Origin of the sequence: Marinobacterium iners (assembly GCF_017310015.1) — a bacterium.
Lineage (GTDB): Bacteria > Pseudomonadota > Gammaproteobacteria > Pseudomonadales > Balneatricaceae > Marinobacterium > Marinobacterium iners.
In genome coordinates this window covers 2747930-2769154 of record NZ_CP022297.1, presented here as the reverse complement: position 1 = coordinate 2769154, position 21225 = coordinate 2747930, and the positions used below count along the sequence as shown (strand labels likewise).

At 56.5% G+C, this 21225-nt stretch carries 18 protein-coding genes and 3 tRNA genes; 10 read left to right on the top strand and 11 right to left on the bottom strand.

The window, feature by feature from the left end; genetic code table 11:
- Nucleotides 1–28: 28 nt before the first annotated feature.
- Nucleotides 29–967, bottom strand: coding sequence for a sodium-dependent bicarbonate transport family permease (locus CFI10_RS13305; RefSeq protein WP_206835184.1), 939 nt, complete (start codon nucleotides 965–967; stop codon nucleotides 29–31).
- Between the two features lie 110 nt (nucleotides 968–1077).
- Between CFI10_RS13305 and CFI10_RS13300 the strand changes: the two genes are divergently transcribed.
- On the top strand, nucleotides 1078–2040 hold the full coding sequence (locus CFI10_RS13300) for a LysR family transcriptional regulator (protein WP_206835180.1): 963 nt from the start codon (nucleotides 1078–1080) through the stop codon (nucleotides 2038–2040).
- Here the strand turns inward: CFI10_RS13300 and CFI10_RS13295 are convergent.
- From CFI10_RS13295 to CFI10_RS13265, 7 genes are all read right to left on the bottom strand, one after another.
- On the bottom strand, nucleotides 2012–2392 hold the full coding sequence (locus CFI10_RS13295) for a rhodanese-like domain-containing protein (RefSeq protein ID WP_206835178.1): 381 nt from the start codon (nucleotides 2390–2392) through the stop codon (nucleotides 2012–2014). The two genes, CFI10_RS13300 and CFI10_RS13295, sit on opposite strands and share 29 nt — an antisense overlap.
- A 67-nt stretch (nucleotides 2393–2459) precedes the next feature.
- Nucleotides 2460–3233: an ABC transporter ATP-binding protein gene (locus tag CFI10_RS13290; RefSeq protein ID WP_206835176.1), complete on the bottom strand. Its 774-nt coding sequence runs from the start codon at nucleotides 3231–3233 to the stop codon at nucleotides 2460–2462.
- A gap of 6 nt (nucleotides 3234–3239) precedes the next feature.
- On the bottom strand, nucleotides 3240–4481 hold the full coding sequence (locus CFI10_RS13285) for a glycosyltransferase (protein ID WP_206835174.1): 1242 nt from the start codon (nucleotides 4479–4481) through the stop codon (nucleotides 3240–3242).
- Between the two features lie 67 nt (nucleotides 4482–4548).
- The gene (locus CFI10_RS13280; RefSeq protein WP_206835173.1) at nucleotides 4549–5487 is read right to left on the bottom strand and encodes an AEC family transporter; all 939 of its coding nucleotides are present in this window, start codon (nucleotides 5485–5487) and stop codon (nucleotides 4549–4551) included.
- Between the two features lie 83 nt (nucleotides 5488–5570).
- Nucleotides 5571–5647, bottom strand: a tRNA-Pro gene (locus CFI10_RS13275).
- A gap of 7 nt (nucleotides 5648–5654) precedes the next feature.
- Nucleotides 5655–5730 (bottom strand) — tRNA-Asn (locus CFI10_RS13270).
- A gap of 24 nt (nucleotides 5731–5754) precedes the next feature.
- Nucleotides 5755–5830, bottom strand: a tRNA-Asn gene (locus CFI10_RS13265).
- Between the two features lie 236 nt (nucleotides 5831–6066).
- Between CFI10_RS13265 and CFI10_RS13260 the strand changes: the two genes are divergently transcribed.
- From CFI10_RS13260 to CFI10_RS13250, 3 genes are read left to right on the top strand one after another with little or no spacing between them, the layout of a single operon-like run.
- Nucleotides 6067–7467, top strand: a complete 1401-nt coding sequence (locus CFI10_RS13260) for a Wadjet anti-phage system protein JetA family protein (protein WP_206835171.1) — start codon at nucleotides 6067–6069, stop codon at nucleotides 7465–7467.
- Nucleotides 7467–8135, top strand: a complete 669-nt coding sequence (locus CFI10_RS13255) for a DUF4194 domain-containing protein (protein ID WP_206835169.1) — start codon at nucleotides 7467–7469, stop codon at nucleotides 8133–8135. The genes CFI10_RS13260 and CFI10_RS13255 overlap by 1 nt, the downstream gene beginning before the upstream one ends.
- Nucleotides 8132–11563, top strand: a complete 3432-nt coding sequence (locus CFI10_RS13250) for an SbcC/MukB-like Walker B domain-containing protein (RefSeq protein WP_206835167.1) — start codon at nucleotides 8132–8134, stop codon at nucleotides 11561–11563. The genes CFI10_RS13255 and CFI10_RS13250 overlap by 4 nt, the downstream gene beginning before the upstream one ends.
- A gap of 5 nt (nucleotides 11564–11568) precedes the next feature.
- Here the strand turns inward: CFI10_RS13250 and CFI10_RS13245 are convergent, their stop codons facing one another.
- Nucleotides 11569–12240 (bottom strand): hypothetical protein, encoded by a 672-nt coding sequence (locus tag CFI10_RS13245; RefSeq protein WP_206835164.1) that lies wholly within the window; start codon nucleotides 12238–12240, stop codon nucleotides 11569–11571.
- Between the two features lie 118 nt (nucleotides 12241–12358).
- Here CFI10_RS13245 and CFI10_RS13240 point away from each other — a divergent pair, with 118 nt between their 5' ends.
- Nucleotides 12359–13663: a DUF3422 family protein gene (locus CFI10_RS13240; protein WP_206835162.1), complete on the top strand. Its 1305-nt coding sequence runs from the start codon at nucleotides 12359–12361 to the stop codon at nucleotides 13661–13663.
- Between the two features lie 15 nt (nucleotides 13664–13678).
- Nucleotides 13679–13999: a BolA family protein gene (locus CFI10_RS13235; RefSeq protein WP_091825041.1), complete on the top strand. Its 321-nt coding sequence runs from the start codon at nucleotides 13679–13681 to the stop codon at nucleotides 13997–13999.
- Nucleotides 14000–14039: 40 nt separating this feature from the next.
- On the opposite strand, the gene aroA is transcribed toward CFI10_RS13235, so the two are convergent.
- Nucleotides 14040–15320, bottom strand: a complete 1281-nt coding sequence (gene aroA / locus CFI10_RS13230; RefSeq protein ID WP_206835160.1) for a 3-phosphoshikimate 1-carboxyvinyltransferase — start codon at nucleotides 15318–15320, stop codon at nucleotides 14040–14042.
- 85 nt (nucleotides 15321–15405) lie between these two features.
- Nucleotides 15406–15915 (bottom strand): methylated-DNA--[protein]-cysteine S-methyltransferase, encoded by a 510-nt coding sequence (locus CFI10_RS13225; protein ID WP_206835159.1) that lies wholly within the window; start codon nucleotides 15913–15915, stop codon nucleotides 15406–15408.
- Between the two features lie 101 nt (nucleotides 15916–16016).
- Between CFI10_RS13225 and CFI10_RS13220 the strand changes: the two genes are divergently transcribed.
- The 4 genes from CFI10_RS13220 (at nucleotide 16017) to CFI10_RS13205 (ending at nucleotide 21224) form a co-directional block, all read left to right on the top strand.
- The gene (locus CFI10_RS13220) at nucleotides 16017–16262 is read left to right on the top strand and encodes an HP1242/YdcH family protein (protein ID WP_091825049.1); all 246 of its coding nucleotides are present in this window, start codon (nucleotides 16017–16019) and stop codon (nucleotides 16260–16262) included.
- 506 nt (nucleotides 16263–16768) lie between these two features.
- On the top strand, nucleotides 16769–18175 hold the full coding sequence (gene ltrA, locus CFI10_RS13215; protein WP_242529989.1) for a group II intron reverse transcriptase/maturase: 1407 nt from the start codon (nucleotides 16769–16771) through the stop codon (nucleotides 18173–18175).
- 125 nt (nucleotides 18176–18300) lie between these two features.
- The gene (locus CFI10_RS13210) at nucleotides 18301–20094 is read left to right on the top strand and encodes an ABC transporter ATP-binding protein (protein ID WP_206835157.1); all 1794 of its coding nucleotides are present in this window, start codon (nucleotides 18301–18303) and stop codon (nucleotides 20092–20094) included.
- A gap of 14 nt (nucleotides 20095–20108) precedes the next feature.
- Nucleotides 20109–21224 carry a phospholipase D-like domain-containing protein gene (locus tag CFI10_RS13205; RefSeq protein ID WP_206835155.1) on the top strand — a complete coding sequence of 372 codons (1116 nt, stop codon included), beginning with the start codon at nucleotides 20109–20111 and terminating at the stop codon, nucleotides 21222–21224.
- The last annotated feature ends 1 nt before the right edge of the window (nucleotide 21225 follow it).

Genomic DNA, 21225 nt, shown 5'->3' with positions numbered 1-21225 from the left:
GCATTACACAGATCTTTCGGGTTGTATATCACAGCAGTGCCAGGCTCATCTGGTGGTATAGCGGGATACCGATAATCACGTTGAAGGGGAAGGTGAAGCCCAGTGATGCCAGCATGGCCAGGCCAATATTGGCTTCCGGGATAGCGGCTCGGATAGCAGCCGGCGCCGCGATGTAGGAGGCGCTTGCCGTCAAGCTGGCCAGAATCAGGGCGCTGCCGCTCGGCAGCTCAAGCGCCATGGCTGCGCCCAGACCAAACAGTGACAGCAGTAAAGGTGCACAGCAGGCAAAGGCCAGCAGGCGCCAGTGCTTAAGCGGGATTGGGCGCAGGGTTTCGGCTGCCGTAAGACCCATTTCCAGCAGGAACAGCGCCAGCACTGCCTTGAAGGCATTGGTGAACAGGTCCGTCACCGAGGCACCTTCCATCGGGCCATAGAGGTAACCGATGATCACGCCACCGGCCAGCAGGATGACACCTCGGTTGGTCAGAGTCTCATGCAGCAGGCTGATGCGTGAGCCGGTGTTGCTGTCGGCGGCAAATTTGCGATATAGCGCCAAGCCCACCATGATCGCGGGCAGCTCCAGCAGTACCAGGTAGAGTGTAACCTCCGGGCCGATCAGGAGCTGATGGGTTTCGGCAAAGGCCAGCGCGACGGCAAAGGTACCGGCACTTACCGAGCCGTAATGTGCGCTGATGCTGGCACTGTCGGCCAGCGACAGACCGATCAGCCTGCGCAGCAAGGGAAACAGCAACAGCGGGATCAGTGCGCCGATCACCATTACCAGCATCATCTCAGGCACCAGTTGCCAGCTGAGGTTGCCGTGCAGTCCCATGCCACCCTTGAGGCCGATGGTCAGCATCAGCAGCAGGCTGAGGGTGTCGTAGGCGGCTTTGGGAATGGTCAGGTCGGATTTGACCAGCCCGGCAACAACGCCGAGCAGAAAAAACATCACAACAATATCAGGCATGATTGGCTCCGTCTCTGAATCTGGCGCGAATTGTGCCGTTGAAAGGGTATTGAATCTAATTAATTCTTGGTGAACTATGTATAGATAATTATCTATATACAGGTGTATTTGTGCGGCTCAGGCATTTGACGTTTCGACTGCTGGAAGTATACGTGGCCGTTGTGCGCACCGGCTCGGTGACGGCGGCGGCTCAGCAGCTTCACCTTAGTCAGCCGACGGTGTCCCAGCAACTTAAAAGGCTGACCGAAACGGTGGGTGAGCCCTTGTTGAGGGCGGGTAACAAGGGGCTGGAGCTGACCGATGTGGGGCGTGAATTATACCGATCAGCTCAGGATGTCACCGGTCGATTTGAGGATTTTGCCGATTACCTGGCAGAACTTCGAGGTGGTCATCGCGGGCGTTTCAGTATTGCACTGGTGAACACGGCACAGTATGTGCTGCCGCGTTTGCTTGGTCCTTACAGTCAGGCGTTTCCAGAGGTTGAATTGACACTTGAGATTGGTAACCGTCAGCAATTGCTGCAGCGTTTTGAGCAACAGTTGGATGATGTCTATGTGTTCAGTCATCCGCCAGCACTGGAGCAGGCTGTTGCAGCACGGTTTTTGCGCAATCCACTGGTCATGATTGCCCCGCAACAGCATCCGCTGGCGCAAAAGGAACGGTTGTCCATTCATGATCTCAAGCATGAGCGGTTCCTGTTGCGTGAACCCGGCTCGGCCACTCGTATGCTGTTCGAGAGCTGGCTGCATGCGCAGGGCGTGCAGTTATCCGATACGCTGCAGATGGCCAGTAATGAAGCGATTCGCGTGGGTGTCGCCTCAGGCATGGGGCTGGCAGTGGTGTCGCGTCATGTGCTGCCGCTCCAGCACCTGGGCATTGAAGTGTTGCCGTTGCAACAGTTTCCGCTCGACAGTCACTGGCATTTCATTATTCGACGTGACCGGCGTCTGCCACATGCTGCGAGGGGGTTTCTCGATTATGCTGCCGGCTCACTGGAGCAGTGGTTGCCGGCAGAGTACGTCTGTAACGAGATCGAGCGGCTGTTCAGTCAAACTCGGGAAGAGTGGGCGTAACAACGGGTTTGTCAGCGGCCTGCCAAGCCTCAATACCACCGGTGATGGAGGTAACGTGCAGGTATCCCATCTCAGCCAGACTTTTGGCGCTGAGGGCTGCGCGACCGCTGTTCTTGCAATAGATGACGATATTGAGATCGCGAGCGTTGAGCGACTCGTCGTTGCTGAACTTGAATTCCAGCAGGCCGCGTGGAATGTTGATGGCACCTGAAAGATGGCCGCTCTGGTATTCATCCGGCTCGCGCACATCAACCAGAAGATCGGCGGCTCTAATGGCTTCGTCAGCATGTTCGACGCTGACTTCGGTGATATTTTCCTTGGCGGCCATTACCAAATCATGGGCTGTTTTCATTTGAAGCTCCTGCAAGGTTATGCATCAGTTTTGCATGTATATTAGATTTTATTAATACATAATGCCATCAACAATGCCAGAGCCGGTACCAGCCATTTTGTTCGCTGATCTCCAACGGTGTTTGGTACAGCGCTGAAAGATTGGCGCCAGTCAGTACTTCTTCTTTCGGGCCGTCCGCAACCACTGTACCTTGTGACAGCAATACCACGCGCTCAATTTCAGGAATAATCTCGTCCACATGGTGGGTTGCGATCAGCATGGAGCCATTCTGCTGACAAAATTGTCGCATCTGTCTTAGCATAAGTGCTGCGGCGCCCATATCGAGGCCGTTTGCTGGCTCGTCCAGAATCAGAGCTTCGGGTTGATGAATCAGTGCTCTGGCCAGCAGCAACCGACGTTTCTGGCCAGTGGAGAGGCGTTGAAACATCTGCTGCTCCTGGTCAATCAGTCCGATCTGCTGTAACAGGCCGATGGCTCTTTGACGCTGCTCATCAGAGGCCTGCAGGTGATCGTGCTGCCCGATCGCGCCGAACAACCCGGACAGGATGACATCCAGAGAGCGGGTATAGGGTGTGTAATCCTCTTGCAATTCATGCGAGACGAAACCAATACGGCTGCGCAACTCCCACAGGTTGACGCTTTCGCTGCCGTAGAGCCGCACATGGCTGCCGTCGCGCACCACGGGGTATAGTTCGCGGCTGATCAGTTTGAGCAATGTGCTCTTGCCGGCTCCGTTCGGGCCGAGAATGGCGACGCGCTCACCGCGCTCCACCCGTAGGGAGAAGTGCTGTAATACCGGTGTCTGTTGCTGGTAAACGGTTACATCCTGGATATCAATCATGTGGGCTCACTTGCGCTGTTTGGCTTCGATCCACTGTGCCATATATTGAGTGCTTTTCAGAGTATGGTGACGCAGCATGGCACCGGTAAAATTGTCCAGTCGGTGCTGTTCAAGGTCGGCTCTGAGTAGGTTGAGGCGTGATATCAGCGCATCGGCATGGCGCTGGAACTGAAAGTGGCGGTCGTGTAGCTCAAAGCCTTGCTGCTGGCATGCTCTCCATTGTGGCGCATCCCGGTATAATGCAACGGCGGTAGTCGAAAACGCTTCGGCATCATCTGCTACAGGTGCCGGCCAGGTATCAGTATCAGCCATTCCTTCGGCACCTACAGATGTAGTCACAGAGGGTGTGCCACAGGCCAGAGCGTCTACCAGTTTGCCTTTCAGGCCTGCGCCAAAGCGCAGTGGCGCCAGGTTAATCCGCGCCTTGCGCATCACTTCATGGGCGTCTTCTGCCCAGCCCTTTACCAGAAAGCCCTGTTTCGGATTGTGCAGTGCCGTTGCCTTTGGGGGAGGGTAGGCGCCATATATATGCAGCTCGGCCTGCGGCAACTGTTGACGAACAAGTGGCCAGATGGATTGTTTGAGCCACAGGACGGCGTCCCAGTTAGGGGCGTGACGGAAGTTGCCGATGGCCAGAAAGTGTTCTCGCTGCTCGAAGGTTGGCAGCTGCTCCGTTTCTTTTCTGTTTAGAGGTGGCAGCATGAAAGGGCTGTAGTGAAGCAGGGCAGGGTCGACCTTGAATGTTGACGTCAGCAGCTCGATTTCGGCCCGGGAAATCATAAGCGTCAGATCACTGCGCAAAATGGCGGCAACCTCGCGTTTGGCATGATCCGAGAACAGCAGGTCAGGGCCGACCGTCAGGCTGACTTCACCGCTGTGTTTACAGGCCTGGTGACGTGCATGGCGCAGGCAGGAAAGGTCTTCGGTATCCAGCAGACGAATGGCCTCGGGGCAGTGTTTTTCCACCCGCCAGCCGAATTGCTCCTCCATCATGAAACGATCAAACATCACCAGGTCGGGCTGCAGGACACGGATGAAATCATCAAAGCTGGAGCAGTTCAGTGCGATGTTGACTTCGTTGATACCGCGAGCGGGCAGGTTGGCGCGGTGGATGCTTTTTTCAGCAGGACTGGCAAAAGTCACTGTCCAGCCTTGATCCCGGAAGGCATCGAGCAGGGCCAGCATGCGGTAGCCTGCGGCACTGGAAGCAGGCTCGGGCCAAACATAACCAACAACAAGAACATTCATGAACAATAAAAACCTGTGCAGCAATCGGGCTGGATGTGAGTGTTCATATTACCACTGCATAAAACCATTACCCCATCAACGCCAGAATGAGGGTCAGGGTAATAAAGGAAAGTGCGGTGGTGACCAGCAACATACCTGCGCACTGACGACCATACCCGTAGTTGCCGCCTATGATCGGGAATACGCTCAGCATCGGCATCGCTGCGGCGAGTATGACAGCCTTTTCAAGCTGCGGATCAAAGTCGCGCCAGAGCATAACCAGCAACAGCATCAGCAATGGGTGTAGCAGAAGCTTGCCTGCAGCGACCAGGCTGATACTGCCAAGGCTGTCATTGACGCGCGTGCCGACCAGAGAGCCGCCGATTACAAACAGCGCTGTGCCCACTGAAGCCATGGCCAGCATCTCCAGGCTGCGGTCCAGCGCGGACGGTATCGACAGCTGCAGGCTGGCACAGATCAGGCCGGCCAGAATGGCAATGATCAAGGGGCTGCGCAAAATGCGCATGAAAATGCGGCGCCAAACCTGTAACAAAGGCTCGCCAGTACCGGTATCGCGCTTGCCATACTCGATCAGAATAAGGGCCAGCGGCAAAATCAGGATGTTTTCCACCAGCAGTGCCATGGTGAAAGGCTGGGTGGGGGCTGAACCAAATACCTGCAGTAAAACGGGGTAGCCAATAAAGGCGCTGTTGGATGCTGACATTCCCATGCCGCGAACACTGGCCTCGGCCAGATCGGTATTGAAAATAAGCCGGTTAAGGGCTATACCGCCCAGCAGTGCGCCAAGGGAGCCAATGGCATAAATGGTCAGGAAGTCAAACTGGATAACTTCGCTTACCTGCATCTGCGACAGAGTGCCGAAAATCAGGGCGGGCAAAGTGAAATAGAGTACAAATCGCCCCAACAAGGGCATCGCTTCCCGTGGCATCAGGCCGGATTTGACCGCCAGATAACCAAAGCCAATGATGATGAAAATCGGTGCGGTAATGGATAAAACGTCCGTCATGGTATCGGCTCCTCCTTAAGAGGCGGCCAGTATACAGATTTATGACGAAGGTAATATGCGGGAAAACCGGGATAATATAAGGATGGTCGGAGTGGAGGGATTCGAACCCCCGACCCTCTGGTCCCAAACCAGATGCGCTACCAAACTGCGCTACACTCCGACTTCGGTGGCTCCTCGAGCTGGACTCGAACCAGCGACCAATAGATTAACAGTCTACTGCTCTACCAACTGAGCTATCGAGGAAAACCGATTTACAGATCAGATATTTGGCTCCTCGAGCTGGACTCGAACCAGCGACCAATAGATTAACAGTCTACTGCTCTACCAACTGAGCTATCGAGGAACACCTGAACTGTGGGGGCGTATATTAGTGATGAGACCCTGTACCGTCAAGCCCTTTGGCTAAATTATTATTCCTTTTTGTATCAAGGGGATAATTCATGGTGTTTGGCAGAAGACGTGTGTAAGTAGAGGGCGGGTTTTGTAGTACGGACAGAGCGCTGTAATTCCCCTTATCTCCCTGCCAGTTTTTCGCTAACATAGCCTGCTATCGGAATCGGCGTATAACTGGACGGATCAGTGCTTTTCAACAAGCTTCCTGAAGACATATTTCTCCCGCTCTCGGGGCAGAACCGGCAGGTGTATCAGTCGGTGCTGCTGGAGCTGGCAGATCTCTTTTTTGACGAGGATCTGATCGATCCCTTTATTCCGCGGGATCTGGTGCGTTCCAGCATCGAGAATGCCGTGGTGCGGCTGGGTGTGCGTCGCTGGGAGGCAGAGCCCGGCGAAGATGCAGGCGCTGAGCCGCCTCGTTCCAGTGCCGAGTACACCAACCGCATCTATCGGCGTTTGGTCCAGACCGGCTGGCTGGAAGAAGAACAGAAGGTTTACCGTACCTATGTACTGCTTTCACCTTCAGTCAGCTACCTGCTGCGCTCGCTGGTCAGCATCGCCCGGCTGGAAAAACGCAGCTACGGCGGTGCCGTACTGAACGTGCTCAGTTCGCTGGAGTCGGCCATCAGTGACCCTCTGGGGCGAGGTATCACGCTGTCTGAAGCGGCCCAGACGGCGGCGGATTTCAGTGCCCATTTGACTGACATGATGTTGGGCCTGCGTGAGCTGAAGATGAACCTGTCGGCCAGCAATAACCCGCAGGAGATCGTGCGCGGTTTCTTCGACCGTTTTGTTGAGCAGATACTGGTTTCCGACTACAAGACGCTGAAAACCCGTAACAACCCGTTCCGCTTTCGCCGTCAGATTCTCTCCATGCTGCGTGACCTGCAGTTCGATCCGCTCAAACTGCAGCAGCTTGCAGAGCATTATCAGATGCAGTTGGATATGTCATACGACGTTGCCGAAGCGCAGGTGCACCAGCATATCAACCGCATTATCCGGATCTTTGAGTCAGTGGATCAGCGCCTGGCCGCCATTGACGATTTCCGCTACCAGCTGGAGAAGCGGGTAGCGGATACCGTTCGCTACATGGACAAGACCACACCGGGCATGGCAGCACGCTTGTCGCGCCTGATTGCGGCGGTGGGCAACCTGCCGGAAAAGGTCATTCCGCCGCTCACTACACTGGATGAGGTGGGCTTTATTTCACCTGCCAGTGTGCGTGCACCGGTACGCCGCAGGGTAGAGGCTCAGCCGCGCATTATCACCCAGAAAGAGATCGACCCCTCCGTGCTGGAGTTGCGGCGTCTGTTCAAGGAGTGGAAAGAGCGGCGCGAAGTCAATGTGGATCGTATCGAAACCTACCTGGAGAGCCAGCTTGCCGGCCGCGACCAGCTGAGGGCCACCGATTTTCGGATCGGCACGGTGGAAGACTACATCTGCTTCAGTTACGTTCGCCACTTCAACTCGCTGGGCAAGAAGGCACAGCGGATGCGGCAGCGCTATCGAATTCAATTTGAAGACAACTACGTTAACGTCTCCGGAATGGTGGAGTGTCGTGGTTTTGTTATCCACAGGAACAGCTAATGCTTGGTGATCTGCAGAAAATCGTCTCCCGCAATGAACAGCATGGTGCCGATGACTTCATCCGTGCCGCCAACCTGCTGCTGAGCAATCAGTTTCTCTATGCGGACCGGCCGGTACACCGTGACAGCTATTTTCTCATTGCCGGCAATACGGAGTATTTTCGTAACCTGTTTGCGGCCATTGGCTGGAGTCTGGTGTATCAGCCAGATGAAGCCTATCTGGGTATTCTGCCGCAGGGTGAAGAGCGTGTGCTGCGTCTGAAGCTGGACGAGTCGCTGCTGATGCTCTGTCTGCGTCAGCAGTACGAGCAGAAACTGGAAAGCTTTGAGGTGGAAGGCGGCAAGGCCTACACCAGTACAGACGAGCTGCTGCGCCTGTTCAGCAACCTGACCGGCAAGGAGATTCCCAGCGAGACGCGTCTCAAGGAGATCATCTCCCTGTTTACCCGCCATGGCCTGATTGAGCGTGGCAAGCAGGATGAAACTGATCCGAAAAACATCCCACTGAAGATCAATCCGACCATCCGTCAGGTGGTGGTGGAAGACTATATTGGCCAGCTGGAAGCACTGTGCGACACCGACATTCGTGATCAGCAGGAGCCTGAAGATATCGAACCGGTCGACCTTCCTGACACGCTACCCCCCGAGACTGAGGAGAAGCCCGCATGAAGCAGCTAAACCGGATTGTACTGGTCAACTGGTATGTGCTGGGCGCAGTCGAGATTCCGATCAAGGGTAATGTGGCGATTGTCGGCCCCAACGGTTCGGGCAAGTCATCCCTGCTGGACGCAATCCAGACGATACTCATGGGCGGCCACAAGCGCCACCTGAGCTTCAACGCCTCGGCCGGTGAGAAGAGCGAGCGCTCTCTGCGTACCTACTGTCTGGGCTTCATGGATGATAACGGCAAGAAGGCCACCGCCCGCGAAGACTCGCTGACCTACATGGCGCTCAGCTTCTTCGATACCGAAACCGCGAAAGAAAGCTGCATTGGTATTGCTATCAGTGCATCGACCGCCAGTGCGGAAGAGGATGTACTGGGCCGGTTTATTCTGCCTGAGTTTTCCGTGTCGCTGGATGACTTCTCGGTCAAGGAAGGCAATGGCCGCATGCCGCGCCCTTGGAACGAAGTGCGTGACAGCCTGCTCAAGCAATGCCCGGAGATGGTTCTGGAAAAACGAGCCAATCGCTTTATCCGCGATATGGTGACGCACCTGAGCCATGACGCACAGATGCCGAATGATGACGACAAATTCGTCAAAAACTTCAAGAACGCGCTGAAGTTTGTGCCGATCGACAGCCCGACACGCTTTATTCGTGAATTCGTGCTGGACGAAAACATCGTACATGTCGGTGCCTTCCGCAAGTCGCTGGATGAATACCGGGCGATGGAACAGAAGACACTGGAGGTCTCCAACCGCATTGCCGAGCTGGAAAAGGCGCAGGAGCTGTGCAACGGCATCAGCCGCAACGTGAAAAATGCGGTTGAATATGAGTGGGTCGTTCACGAAGGCCGTTTTGAACAGGCGGATCTGCGCAAGGAAGATGCCGCCGAGCGGCTGGAAGCCTACAGTGAGCAGGAAGAAAAGCTGCAGCAGGAGCTGGAAGAAAACAGTGCGCGCCTGAATCAGGCGATGCAGGATCTGGCCGATGCGCGTGCCGAACTGAACAGCAGCGACTCGGCACACAAGATCAATGCCCTGGAATCCACCGTCAAGGCACGTCAGCACGAGCAGAACGTGGTCAAGGACAAGATCCAGCAGGCCTACAATCTGCTGCGTACCACCGTGAGTTTTGCCAACTACAACGATCTGCTGCCGGATGACTTCAAGCCGCTGGTGGAGCGTTCGGTTGAGCTTTGGCGCTCCGGTGAAAACATGCTGGCTGATGCCTGGCCGTCTGAGCCAGTCAGTGTGGATAAGGTGATCAGTGAGCTCAAGGGGCAGGTCGACAGCGTGCGCAAGGCGATCTCGCGCCGCTATGAAGAGTCGGTAATCCGTATTAACGACCTGCGCAGCCTGATCCAGAACCAGAAAAGTGCGGTGGAACAGCTGCAGCAGGGGCGTGCGCCCATCCGTCACAATACCCGTGAGCTAATGGAGCTGCTGAGTGAGTACGGCATTGACTCCACGCCGATCTGTGAGCTGGCCGACATCAACGATGACAAGTGGCGTATCGCCATTGAGTCCTTCCTAGGTGCACGCCGTGAAGCGCTTGTGGTGGCACCGGATCGGGTCAAGGAAGCGATCACCCTGTACCGCCGCAAGGGGCGTCATCTCAAGGGCTGCCGAATCATCAATACCACCAAGTCAGGTGACTGGCTGCACCGCAGCAAACCGGGGTCACTGGCACAGTTTATCGATACCGACAACGAACACGCCCAGGCCTACCTTAACCGTGCCCTGGGTGGCGTGATGGCGGTGGAGACCGAACAGGAACTGCTGCGTCAGGAGCGGGCTTTGACCTACGACTGCATGCTGCAGACCGAAGGTTCAACCACTTCCATCAACGAGCTGAGCCCGATTATGGGTATCCGTCGCCGTCAGGATCAGCTCGAAGTGCAAGGGCGTCAGGTGGATGAACTGATCGCGGAGTTCACCACCCTGGGCAAGCGTCACGAGTCTCTGGAAAAGCTGCGTGATGCCTTGATCAGCATGACGTCGGGCCTGACTCAGGTCACCGAAAGCGTGTTCGATCTGGTCAATCAGCGTGAGCAGCTCAGCAGCGAAATACAGGGCTACGAGCAGGCGGTTGTTGATCTGCGTAACCATGATGACAGCGGTATCCAGCAGCGCATTGCCGAGCTGGCCGACAGCCAGAAGCAGGTGGAAGCCCGTCAGAAAACCCTGATGGACAAGCTGCAGAAGGTACGTACCGGCATGATCAAGGACAATGCGGCCCTTGAAGTGCTGGAGCAGGAGCTGGTGGAACACGCTCAGGCACGTACGCTGTGCGAGGAAAAACCCCACTTTGATGCCCAGTCGGCGCAGGAAAAGCGCGACTATCTGGATGAAAGCTGTGGCGGGGAGCTGGAGCGCATCATTTTTGAGGCAGCCAAGAAAGCACAGTCAGAACTGCAGCTGCACGAGAAAAAGAAAAACGCCGTGCGTGATGCCGTGGCCCAGTACAAGGCGCGCTATCACGGCGGTGGCATGAGCCATCAGGAGTTGGATAATATCAGTGCCGACTCCACTCATGAAGATCTGGAGTTCTACGTCAACAAGACCGTACAGGCGCTGCGTGACTCCGAGCTGGCCGAGTATACCAAGAAGGCCGAACGTGCCCGTCTGGAGGCCGAGACCGCCTTCCGCTCAGACTTTGTGGCGCACCTGAATGACCAGATCAACAAGATCAAGGACCTGATCCGTGAGCTTAACAGTCACCTGAAGAACCGTCCGTTCCATCAAGAGATGTACAGCTTCGAGATGATGCCCAACCCGGAGCTGAAGGACATTCTGGAGCTGGTCGAAGCCTATACCCGTCTGGATCAGGCCAACGTGGGCACCCTGTTCGATATTCAGCATCAGGGTGATAACACCCACCGCGAGGCGTTGAACAAGATCCACGATGTGCTGCGCGATGAAGGCGAAAGCAGTCTGCTGCAGGACTACCGCAACTTCTACAACTTCGAGCTGGTGGTAAAAGACCTGCAAGGCAATCGCAAGACGACCCTGACGCAGCGTATCAAGACCGGCTCCGGTGGTGAGCATCAGGTACCGTTCTATGTGGCCATGGCGGCTGCATTGGGTGCAACTTACCGCCTCAAGGAAGGTGGTGATGGCCGTCCGGTGGGCGGCATGAGTCTGTCCGTCTTCGATGAGGCGTTCAACAAACTTGACTCCGAGAACACGGTGACGTCATTGGGCTTCATGTCGGATTTGGGCCTGCAGACTATCATCGCCGCGCCGGATGAGAAGTACTCGTTGTTGTCGTCCTGCATGGATACGATCATCAACGTTTGCCGCGATGGCCGTATTGTTGATCTGGATGTGGAGTTCCCGACAGAGCAGGGCAAGGAGCTGCTGGCGTCCGATCACCCCTACAAGATCATGGCGGCTGAAGCCGCTGAAATGGAAGAGGCGTCTTTGACGCCTTGAATCGATCAGCGGGGCGGGGCTGCCAGCAGTCCTCGCCGCGTTGGTTCTGAAGGCTGCCTGTCCAGTGCAGGAATCAGGCTGGTTAGTACCTGATTGCGATAGAGCAACTGCAGGCGTGGACCAAATGGGCGACCGCTCCACTGTTCGGGTTGGTCCAGCATATCCAGCAAAATACCTGCCGCACTCAGGCTCGCTTCCTCCTGCTCGTCGCGCCAGTCTCGAAACTGCTCGTTGGCCAGCAGGCAGCTCAGCGTGTGGCTGTTCCACTGTTGTGGCAGTTGCTTCAAGGGAGGGAGCAGGCGGCTGCTGGCGGGGCTGTGCAGGTGCCGATCCCGGGGGAATGAGCGACGTGCGCTAAGGTCGCCACCAAGGCCCAGCAGTCCGTTGTCTCGTACGTTACTGCCAAAATCCAGTGAGGCCAGCCCTTCGATAAGCCGGGTCAGGCTCCAGTTACAGCCCTTGATCAGTTGCCAGGCGGGTTCCATAGTGCGGCGTGAGCCCAGTGTGTAGCGTACTTCAGGCACGGTTTCGAACAGGGTCAGCTGCAGAAAGTGGGTCTGAAAGTCGACCAGGCAGCTTGGCTGGTCGATCAGGCAATAGGGTGTCTCGCGGCGACAAAACGCCAGCCATTCCTCTCGACTTTCCAGCTGGGGCAATACGCGAATAATCATGGTCACCTGTACTCACATCAGGTCACAAGTATAAAGCAAACCGACCACAATTGACGATGCGAGCCACTGGCCTGCGGCGGCAGAATTCTTTAATGTTAGATTTTTGGCATATAAAGACAGGCCCATGAATATCCACCCACTGCGTTCGCTGTTGTACGATGAGCTGCATTCACGGCCGTTTCAGGTCATTCCCAGTCCGGCGCGCGTCACTCATATGGCACTGCTGTGCAATGAAGCTGACCGTCAGGCGCAGCATGAGCACCTGCAACAGCTGTATGCCCTGTTTGGTTGCCCGGTCGAGCAGGGGGATCGCAACTGCTATGAATATGATTGCGGTACCTTTCGCATGCGCCTGGAGCAGCACACCGAATTTACGACCTTCACTTTCGTTAATCTGGATATTCCCGAGGGCAGTGGTCCCTTTGACGTAACCGGTCTGACCCCGTTGCCCGAGGGCTGGATTGAGGCTCTGCCGGGGCAGGTTGTGGCGGCGTTTCATGTCAGCATTGAAGACGCCCGGCAAGGGCCGGAGCCGAGCCTGCCGCAGGTGAAGCGGGCATTCGAGGAAATGCGCCTGGTCGGCAGCAGCCCGCAGGATGGTGATGCGCGGGTCTGGGCCAGTTTTCAGCTGCATTCGGATGGCTTTGGTCGCCTGATGGTGGTCAACAAACAGATGAGTGACAGTCAGCTTGGCCGTCTGACTCAGCGTCTGATGGAGATTGAGACCTACCGCTTGATGGCATTGCTGGCTCTGCCGCTGGCACGTACGGTATCACCCGAGCTGGTCAAAATGGATGCTCGGCTTGCCGAACTGACTCAGCAACTGGCCGGGGAAGGTGGAGTCAATGAGCGAGAGTTGCTGGCCGACCTGATCGAAATGGCTGCCAGTATCGAGTCATGGCGTGCACGTTCAACCTTTCGCTTCGGCGCTACCAAGGCATACCATGAACTGGTGTTGACGCGCCTGGATGCGTTGCGTGAGGATGAGGTGTCAGGTCATCTCACGATTACTGAGTTTCTTACCCGTCGTCTGACGCCGGCTGTGCGGACGTGTCAGGCGAGCAGTGAACGATTGGAGGATCTGTCGCGGCGGGTGGATCGTGTGTCTGATATGATGCGCACGCGAGTGGAACTGGGTATTCAGCAGCAGAACCAGCAGCTGCTCAGCTCCATGGACCGTCGCTCTCGCATTCAGTTGATGATGCAGCATACGGTAGAGGGGCTGTCCGTGGTGGCGATCAGCTACTACCTGATCGGGCTGCTGAAGTATCTGTTTGAAGCGCTGTACGATGCAGGTGTACCGCTGGACAAGTCACTGGCAATCGGCATTTCGGTGCCGGTGGTTGCCTTCAGTGTCTGGCTGGCCACGCGCCGTATCCACCATCATTTTATCAAGCTGGCACGCAAGGATCGTCTGCGTGATCAGTGAGTCCTGGAGTTGTAGATGAGCGTTGCGGAACGTATTGAAGAGCTGGTCAATGCCGGCATGCAGGTTGAACGGTTTGCGCTGGAAAACGAAAGCCACATGCACTCCGGCCCGGCAACCGAAAGTCATTTCAAGCTGGTACTGGTCAGCCCTGACTTTGCCGGCAAGCGGTTGGTGCAGCGCCATCAGCTGGTATATGGGCTGGTGGCCGAGTTGATGCAGAACCCGATCCATGCACTGGCGTTACACCTGCATACACCCGAAGAGTGGCAGCAGCGCAATGGTGAGGTACCGGAGTCACCCAACTGCATGGGTGGTTCCAAGGCGGATAAGGGCTAAACCGCTTGGGCACGCTGAAGCCGTGCCCAAGCTGTATGCATCAGGCCGTGATGCGGCGGAACAGCTCGAAGTATTCCGGGAAGGTTTTGCGGGTGCAGCCGGGGTCATTGATGGTGATCGGTGCATCGCCAAAGGCAGCCAGCGAGAAACACATCGCCATGCGGTGGTCATCATAGGTATCGATGGCGGCGCTCTGAATCTGTGCCGGTGGCGTGATTTCGATAAAGTCTTCACCTTCGACCACTTCCGCCCCGACCTTGCGCAGCTCAGTTGCCATGGCGCTGAGACGGTCGGTTTCCTTGACGCGCCAGTTGTAGACATTGCGAATGGCTGTTGGGCCCTTGGCAAACAACGCTGTGGTGGCAATGGTCATGGCGGCATCAGGAATGGCGTTCAGGTCCAGATCAACGCCGTTGAGCTCGCCCCGCGTCACTTCAATCCAGGTCGGGCCATAGCTGACCTGCGCGCCCATCTTGCCCAGTACTTCGGCAAAGGCCTTGTCACCCTGAACGCTGTCGGCGCCAACGCCGTAAACTCGCACGGTGCCACCGGCGATTGCGGCAGCGGCCAGAAAGTAGGAGGCTGAAGAGGCATCACCTTCCACCATCACTTCACCCGGTGAGCGATACTGTTGACCGGCGCGTACCACGAAACGCTGGTAGTCGTGGTTTTCCACCTCTACGCCAAACAGCGCCATGGTGTGCAGGGTAATGTCGATATAGGGCTTGGAGACAAGCTCGCCCTCTACCCGAATGATTAGATCTCCCTCGGCAAGGGGCGCCGCCATCAACAGAGCGGTCAGGAACTGACTGGAGATGTTGCCGCGAATACTGACTTCGCCACCCTTCAAGCCTTTGGCGTTGATCCGCAGGGGGGGGTAACCCGGCTCGCCCAGATATTCGATATCAGCACCCAGCGGCAGCAGGGCATCCACCAGGTCGGCAATTGGCCGCTCATACATGCGTGGCTCACCGCTCAGGGTAAAGCTGCCTTCGCTGGCGCAAAGTGCTGCACAGAGAGGACGCATGGCGGTACCGGCGTTACCCAGAAACAGCTCCAATGCCTGTTCTGCCTTGAATGCCTGCCCCAAGCCGTCCAGCTCACAGCTGCGGCGGTCATCCGCCAATTGATAGCTTACGCCCAGTGCCTTGAGTGCGTTCAACATATGGCGCACGTCATCACTGTCGAGCAGGTTAGTGATACGAGTACTGCCCTCGGCCAGTGCGGCCAGCAGCAGAATGCGGTTGGAGAGGCTCTTCGAGCCCGGAATCTGAACGTCACCGTTGGCTTGGGCCAGCGGCTGCAGGGTCAGGGTATCCATCTGAGGCAGCTTCACTTTAAACACTGGGAGTGGGGTGCATAAACTACCCTGTATCCCGGTCAAGGTCGAGTCCTCGGAGGGCCGATTACGCCGGTTTACGGATGACGCGAGCGCGCTCAAGCAATTCGGCGGGTTGTATTGCGAGCTGTTCCAGCTCAAGCAGGCGGATCTTGTGTGTGAGGCCACCGCCATACCCGGTCAACTCGCCGCTGCTGCCAATCACTCGATGGCAGGGAATGATGATGGATAGTGGGTTGCGGTTGTTGGCCAGCCCCACGGCACGTGATGCACCGGGCTTGCCCAGTGCCGCAGCGATCTCGCCATAGCTGCGGGTTTGTCCCCAGGGAATATTGAGCAGCTGGTTCCATACCTGTTCCTGAAAGGCGGTGCCTACGGGGGCCAGCGGCAAATCAAACTGCTTTAGCCGGCCGGCAAAGTAGGCTTCAAGCTGGCTGGCGGCTGCCTGCAGGACAGGATGCTCAGGGTTTTGAGAGGTGCTGCGCTGACCAAAATCGACTCTGCACAGGCCTTTGGCATCGGCCTGCAGCGTCAGGGGCCCGACCGGGGTGTCAGCAAGGACAAGTGTGTGGATCATGTGGGCCCCCGCGAATAGCTATTGACGCCTGTCATGGAAAACCTATTATGCCTGAAGGATAGTGAAACTGTACCGTGACAACAACCTCAGGAAATATGTTGATGACTATTGAACACCATGATCTCGTCCATGAACTGCCCGAATACCGTGATCAGATTCACACTCTGAAGATGGAAAATGCGCATTTTGCCAAGCTGTTCGACGAATATCATGTGATCACCAAAGAAGTGGAACAGATGGAAGCAGAAACCCTTCCGGCTTCGACTCGCACGGAAGAAGAGTACAAGCTGAAGCGTCTGCAGTTGAAAGATCAGCTGTACGCAATGTTGAAAGACGCCGGCAACTGATAACGCCGGACCAGTCGCTGAAAACACCCGCTGATCGCGGGTGTTTTTCTTTGCGTGCGCCAGGCATGGCGCGTAGCGCCGTGACGGGCGCTGTTCCGATGCGCGTGGTGGCGGTCGGATGACTTGGAGGTGCAAGTCCTCTGTGGGCCCGGCAAGGGGAACCACTAGCCGAACGGCAAGGGTGTCCATCGCGAGGTGGAATCTGAAGGAAGCCGAAGGCAAAGCACTGACCTGACGAACAGAAATCGCATACGAGGCGGCAGCTGTGGGTGAGGAGTCTACTATCTTCAAAGCCCGGTACTTGCACGGAGCGGCGGTCGTAAATGCGGCAGGTATAAGTGTGAAGGTCGCGCGTCTTACCCTGGGAGGTCTGTTGTCCTGCCTTTGGCTACGGCTGTCGTGAGGCGGCCGGATGGGACCACAGAATTCAGCAGACGCCATAGTAGGTGACTTACCGGTCACTGAAGGGCTGAACATGATAAACGAATCGGGAGCCCTGCCCCTTGATGACCCTGAACAACACTGAACAGATGGCTGAGACGCCATCACTTGCCGAGGCGGTGACCGGGCAGAACCCGGTTGCGGTCCCGTGCGAGGTGTTGCCGGTTACAGCGGGCGCAGGATCACTGCCGAGCGAGGCTGACAGGGATCTGATGTCAGCGGTACTGGCCCGCAGCAACATGCTGCTGGCCTACGATCGGGTTCGTCGCAATAAAGGCGCGCCCGGGGTGGATGGGATGACAGTCGAGGCGCTCAAGCCTTACCTGAAAACCCATTGGCCCGAGATCAAACAGCAACTGTTGGAGGGGCGGTACACACCCCAGCCGGTGCGCAAGGTTGAAATCCCCAAGCCCGGGGGAGGCATCCGTATGCTGGGTATTCCCAGTGTTCTGGATCGCCTGATCCAACAGGCATTGCATCAAGTGCTTAGTCCACGCTTTGAACCCACGTTCTCTGATCACAGCTACGGCTTCCGACCGGGACGCAGTGCTGCTCAGGCGGTATTGCAGGCCCGGTCCTACATGGAAGAGGGGCGTCGCTGGGTGGTCGATATCGATCTGGAAGCGTTCTTTGACCGGGTCAACCACGACATCTTGATGTCGCGGTTGGCGCGCGGGATCACGGATACACGTGTCCTGAAACTGATCCGTGCCTATTTACAGGCCGGGATCATGGAGGGAGGTGTGGTGACGGTACGGCAGGAAGGCACGCCACAAGGCGGCCCTCTCTCGCCGCTGCTGTCCAATATCCTGTTGACGGATCTGGATCGAGAGCTGGAACGGCGGGGCCACCGGTTCTGCCGGTACGCGGACGACTGCAACATCTACGTGAAAAGCCGGAAGGCGGGAGAGCGTGTGCTTGCATCATTGACCGACTATCTTGAGCAACGACTCAAACTTCGCGTCAACCGGGGCAAGAGCGCGGTCGATCGACCCTGGAACAGGAGTTTTCTGGGCTATAGCGTGGATAACCGCAAGCGGAATATCCGGCTCAAAGTGGCAGACAAGTCTCTGAAACGGCTCAGAGCCACGATCAAGGGGGTGCTTCGCAGAGGTCGAGGACAGAGGATCTATCGGACGGTCGAGATACTGACCCCGAAACTGCGGGGCTGGATCAACTACTTCCGTTATAGCGATGTGAAAGGGAGCTTCGAGGCGCTGGATGGCTGGATTCGCCGGCATCTGCGCAAAATCCTCTGGCGTCAATGGAAACGGCCGTTCACCCGGGCCAAGATGCTGATGCGACTGGGGCTATCTGAAGGCAGGGCTTGGCGCAGTGCCACCAATGGGCGTGGTCCTTGGTGGAACTCATGCGCCTCGCACTTGAATCAGGCGCTGCCGAAGAAAGTGTTTGATCGAATCGGACTGGTATCGCTAATGGATCAATATCACCAGCTTAAATGTGTATCATGAACCGCCGTATGCGGAACCGCACGTACGGTGGTGTGAGAGGACGGAGGTCGCAAGACCTCCTCCTACTCGATGCGGACGGCGTACATTTGTAGTGCAACTACAGGTCTGTCGATAGGGAGTTTCGGGTGTCCGCCACTTCACCATCCAGTTATGACTGGCGCTACATCTTCAATATTGCATTGCGCCACCGCCGTGAGTTGATACTGGCCAATCTGATTGCCATCCTGGCGGCCACCTTGAGTGTGCCCTTGCCTCTGTTAATGCCACTTCTGGTTGATGAGGTGCTGCTGGAGCAGCCCGGAGTTGTGGTTGCCACCGTCAACAACCTGTTTTCTGAATCCTGGCAGGGACCACCCCTGTACATTGGGTCGGTTCTGGTCTTGACGGTCCTGCTGCGACTGCTCTCTCTGGGGCTTAACGTGCTGCAGGCACGCCAGTTTACGATCATCTCCAAGGATGTGATCTATCACATACGCGCCGGTTTGCTCGAACGGTTGCAGCGGATCTCCATGGCCGAGTACGAAACGCTGGGCAGCGGCAGCGTAGCATCCCACTTTGTCACGGACCTGGATACGGTTGATCGCTTTGTCGGCAGTTCGGTTAGCCGCTTTCTGGTAGCTGTGCTATCGATTATCGGTACCGCCGTGATTCTGCTCTGGATGCATTGGCAGCTGGCACTGTTTATTCTGTTTCTTAACCCCTTTGTCATCTGGCTGACGATGGCCGTAGGCAAACGGGTAAAGCATCTCAAGGCGCGGGAAAATTCAGCCTATGAGCTGTTTCAGGGGGCTCTGACCGAGACTCTGGATGCGATCCAGCAGATCCGTGCAGCCAATCGTGAGCAGCATTATCTGCAGCAGCTGATTGAGCGCGCCAGACAGGTGCGCAATCACTCCTCCAGTTTTGAATGGCGTTCTGATGCGGCTAACCGCTTCAGTTTCATGTTGTTCATGGTCGGGGTGGATCTGTTCCGTGCCGTTTCCATGCTGATGGTAGTATTTTCTGACCTGTCTGTGGGGCAGATGATGGCCGTGTTCGGTTATCTCTGGTTCATGATGGGGCCGGTGCAGGAAATTCTGGGCATGCAGTACGCCTGGTTTGGTGCGCGGGCAGCGCTGGAGCGGGTCAATCGATTGCTGGCTCTGAATCTGGAGCCGCGATATCCACAGCTAGAGAACCCCTTTGAGTCCCGCAAAACGGTTTCCATCAGTCTGCGTGATGTTCATTTCAGTTATTATCCGGGGCAGGAGGTGCTGCGCGGCATCAGCCTGGATATTCCGGCGGGGCAGAAGGTGGCGCTGGTCGGTGCCAGTGGTGGCGGCAAATCCACGCTGGTACAGGTGCTGCTTGGGTTGTATCCACCACAACAGGGTGATGTCTGTTTTGATGGGGTTTCGGTGCAACGGATCGGGTTGGAGCGGGTGCGTGAGCATGTCTCCACGGTACTGCAGCAGCCGGCTCTGTTTAACGGTTCTGTACGTGATAACCTGACGCTGGGGCGTGACATTTCAGATGATGCTCTATGGCAGGCGCTGGATGTTGCCCAGCTGAAAGACTTTGTCATCGGGCTGGAACAGGGGCTGCATACCATGGTGGGGCGTCAGGGAGTTCGGCTTTCCGGCGGCCAGCGCCAGCGTCTGGCGATTGCGCGTATGGTGCTGACCGATCCGGCGGTGGTCATTCTCGATGAGGCGACCTCGGCTCTGGATACCCAGACAGAGTTTGCCCTGCATCGGGCCATGTCCGAGTTTCTCAGTGGCCGTACCACCGTGATTGTGGCGCATCGCCTCAGTGCGGTACGTCAGGCGGATAAGGTCTATGTCTTTGAAGATGGAAAGGTTATCGAACAGGGCAGTCATGATGAACTGCTTGACCAACAAGGGCTGTATGCGAAGCTTTATGGTCAGCGCCAGCTCTGAAATGAGGAAGGTCGATGCGGCAGCGCTTTGAGTGGCGTGGTGGCAATCGGGTCTCGCTGATGGTGGATGGGGAGTGCTTTTTCCCACAGATGCTGGAGGCTATTGAACAGGCCCACTCCAGCCTGAGGCTGGAGTTCTATATGGTCAGCTCAGGCAAAATTCTGGATCGATTCATTCAGGCGCTCACTGATGCGGTGTTGCGGGGTGTTGATGTTCGCTTGTTGATCGATGGTTTTGGCGGTCGACATCTGGCCCGGGCTGACCGTGAGCGGCTCCGGGCAGGGGGTGTTCAACTGGTCCTGTACAATCCGTTGCAACTGTCTAAATGGACTCGCAACTTTGCTCGTGATCACCGCAAGCTGTTATTGGTGGATGAGCATAAGGCATTCATCGGTGGGGCCGGTCTGGCCGATGAATACTGGCTGTCTCAACGTACGGGCTGCCCCTGGCATGAGATCATGTGCGAGGTTCAGGGGCCAGTGGTCGAGGATCTGGCGTGCCTTTTCAACCGTCTTTGGTTGCGCTGCAGCGGCCAGGCGTTGTCTCCGCCGTCTGCTCAGCCTGAAGTGGGTGGCGCGCGTATGCGTGTGACCACTGTGCAAGGGCTGTATCAGCAGGATATTAAAGTTGCCTTTCTCAATCAGGTAAATGGTGCTCGACACCGTGTCTGGCTTGAAACCGCCTACTTTCTGCCCTCTTTGTCGATTCGCACGGCACTGCGTCGTGCGGCGCGACGAGGGGTGGATGTGCGCATGATCGTGGCGGGGCCTTACACAGATCAGTTCTGGGTCTATCATGCCTCAAAGCGTTACTACCGGCGTCTTCTCAATGCGGGTGTGCGAATTTACGAATATCAACCGCGCTTCCTGCATGCCAAGGTGGGGTTGGTTGATGACTGGGTATCATTGGGGTCCTGTAATCTCGATCATTGGAACCTGCGCTGGAATTTAGAGGCTAATATAGAGGTAGAGAACCCTGAGCTGACGGCTCAGGTGGAACAGCTGATCAATGTCGACATGGAGCAATGTCACGAAGTGACAGCTGAAGAGTGGTCACGTCGCCCATGGTATCGCAAGGCGAAAGAACTTGTCTGGGCACTGTTGAGTCAACTGGTATTGAAGATCAGATAAC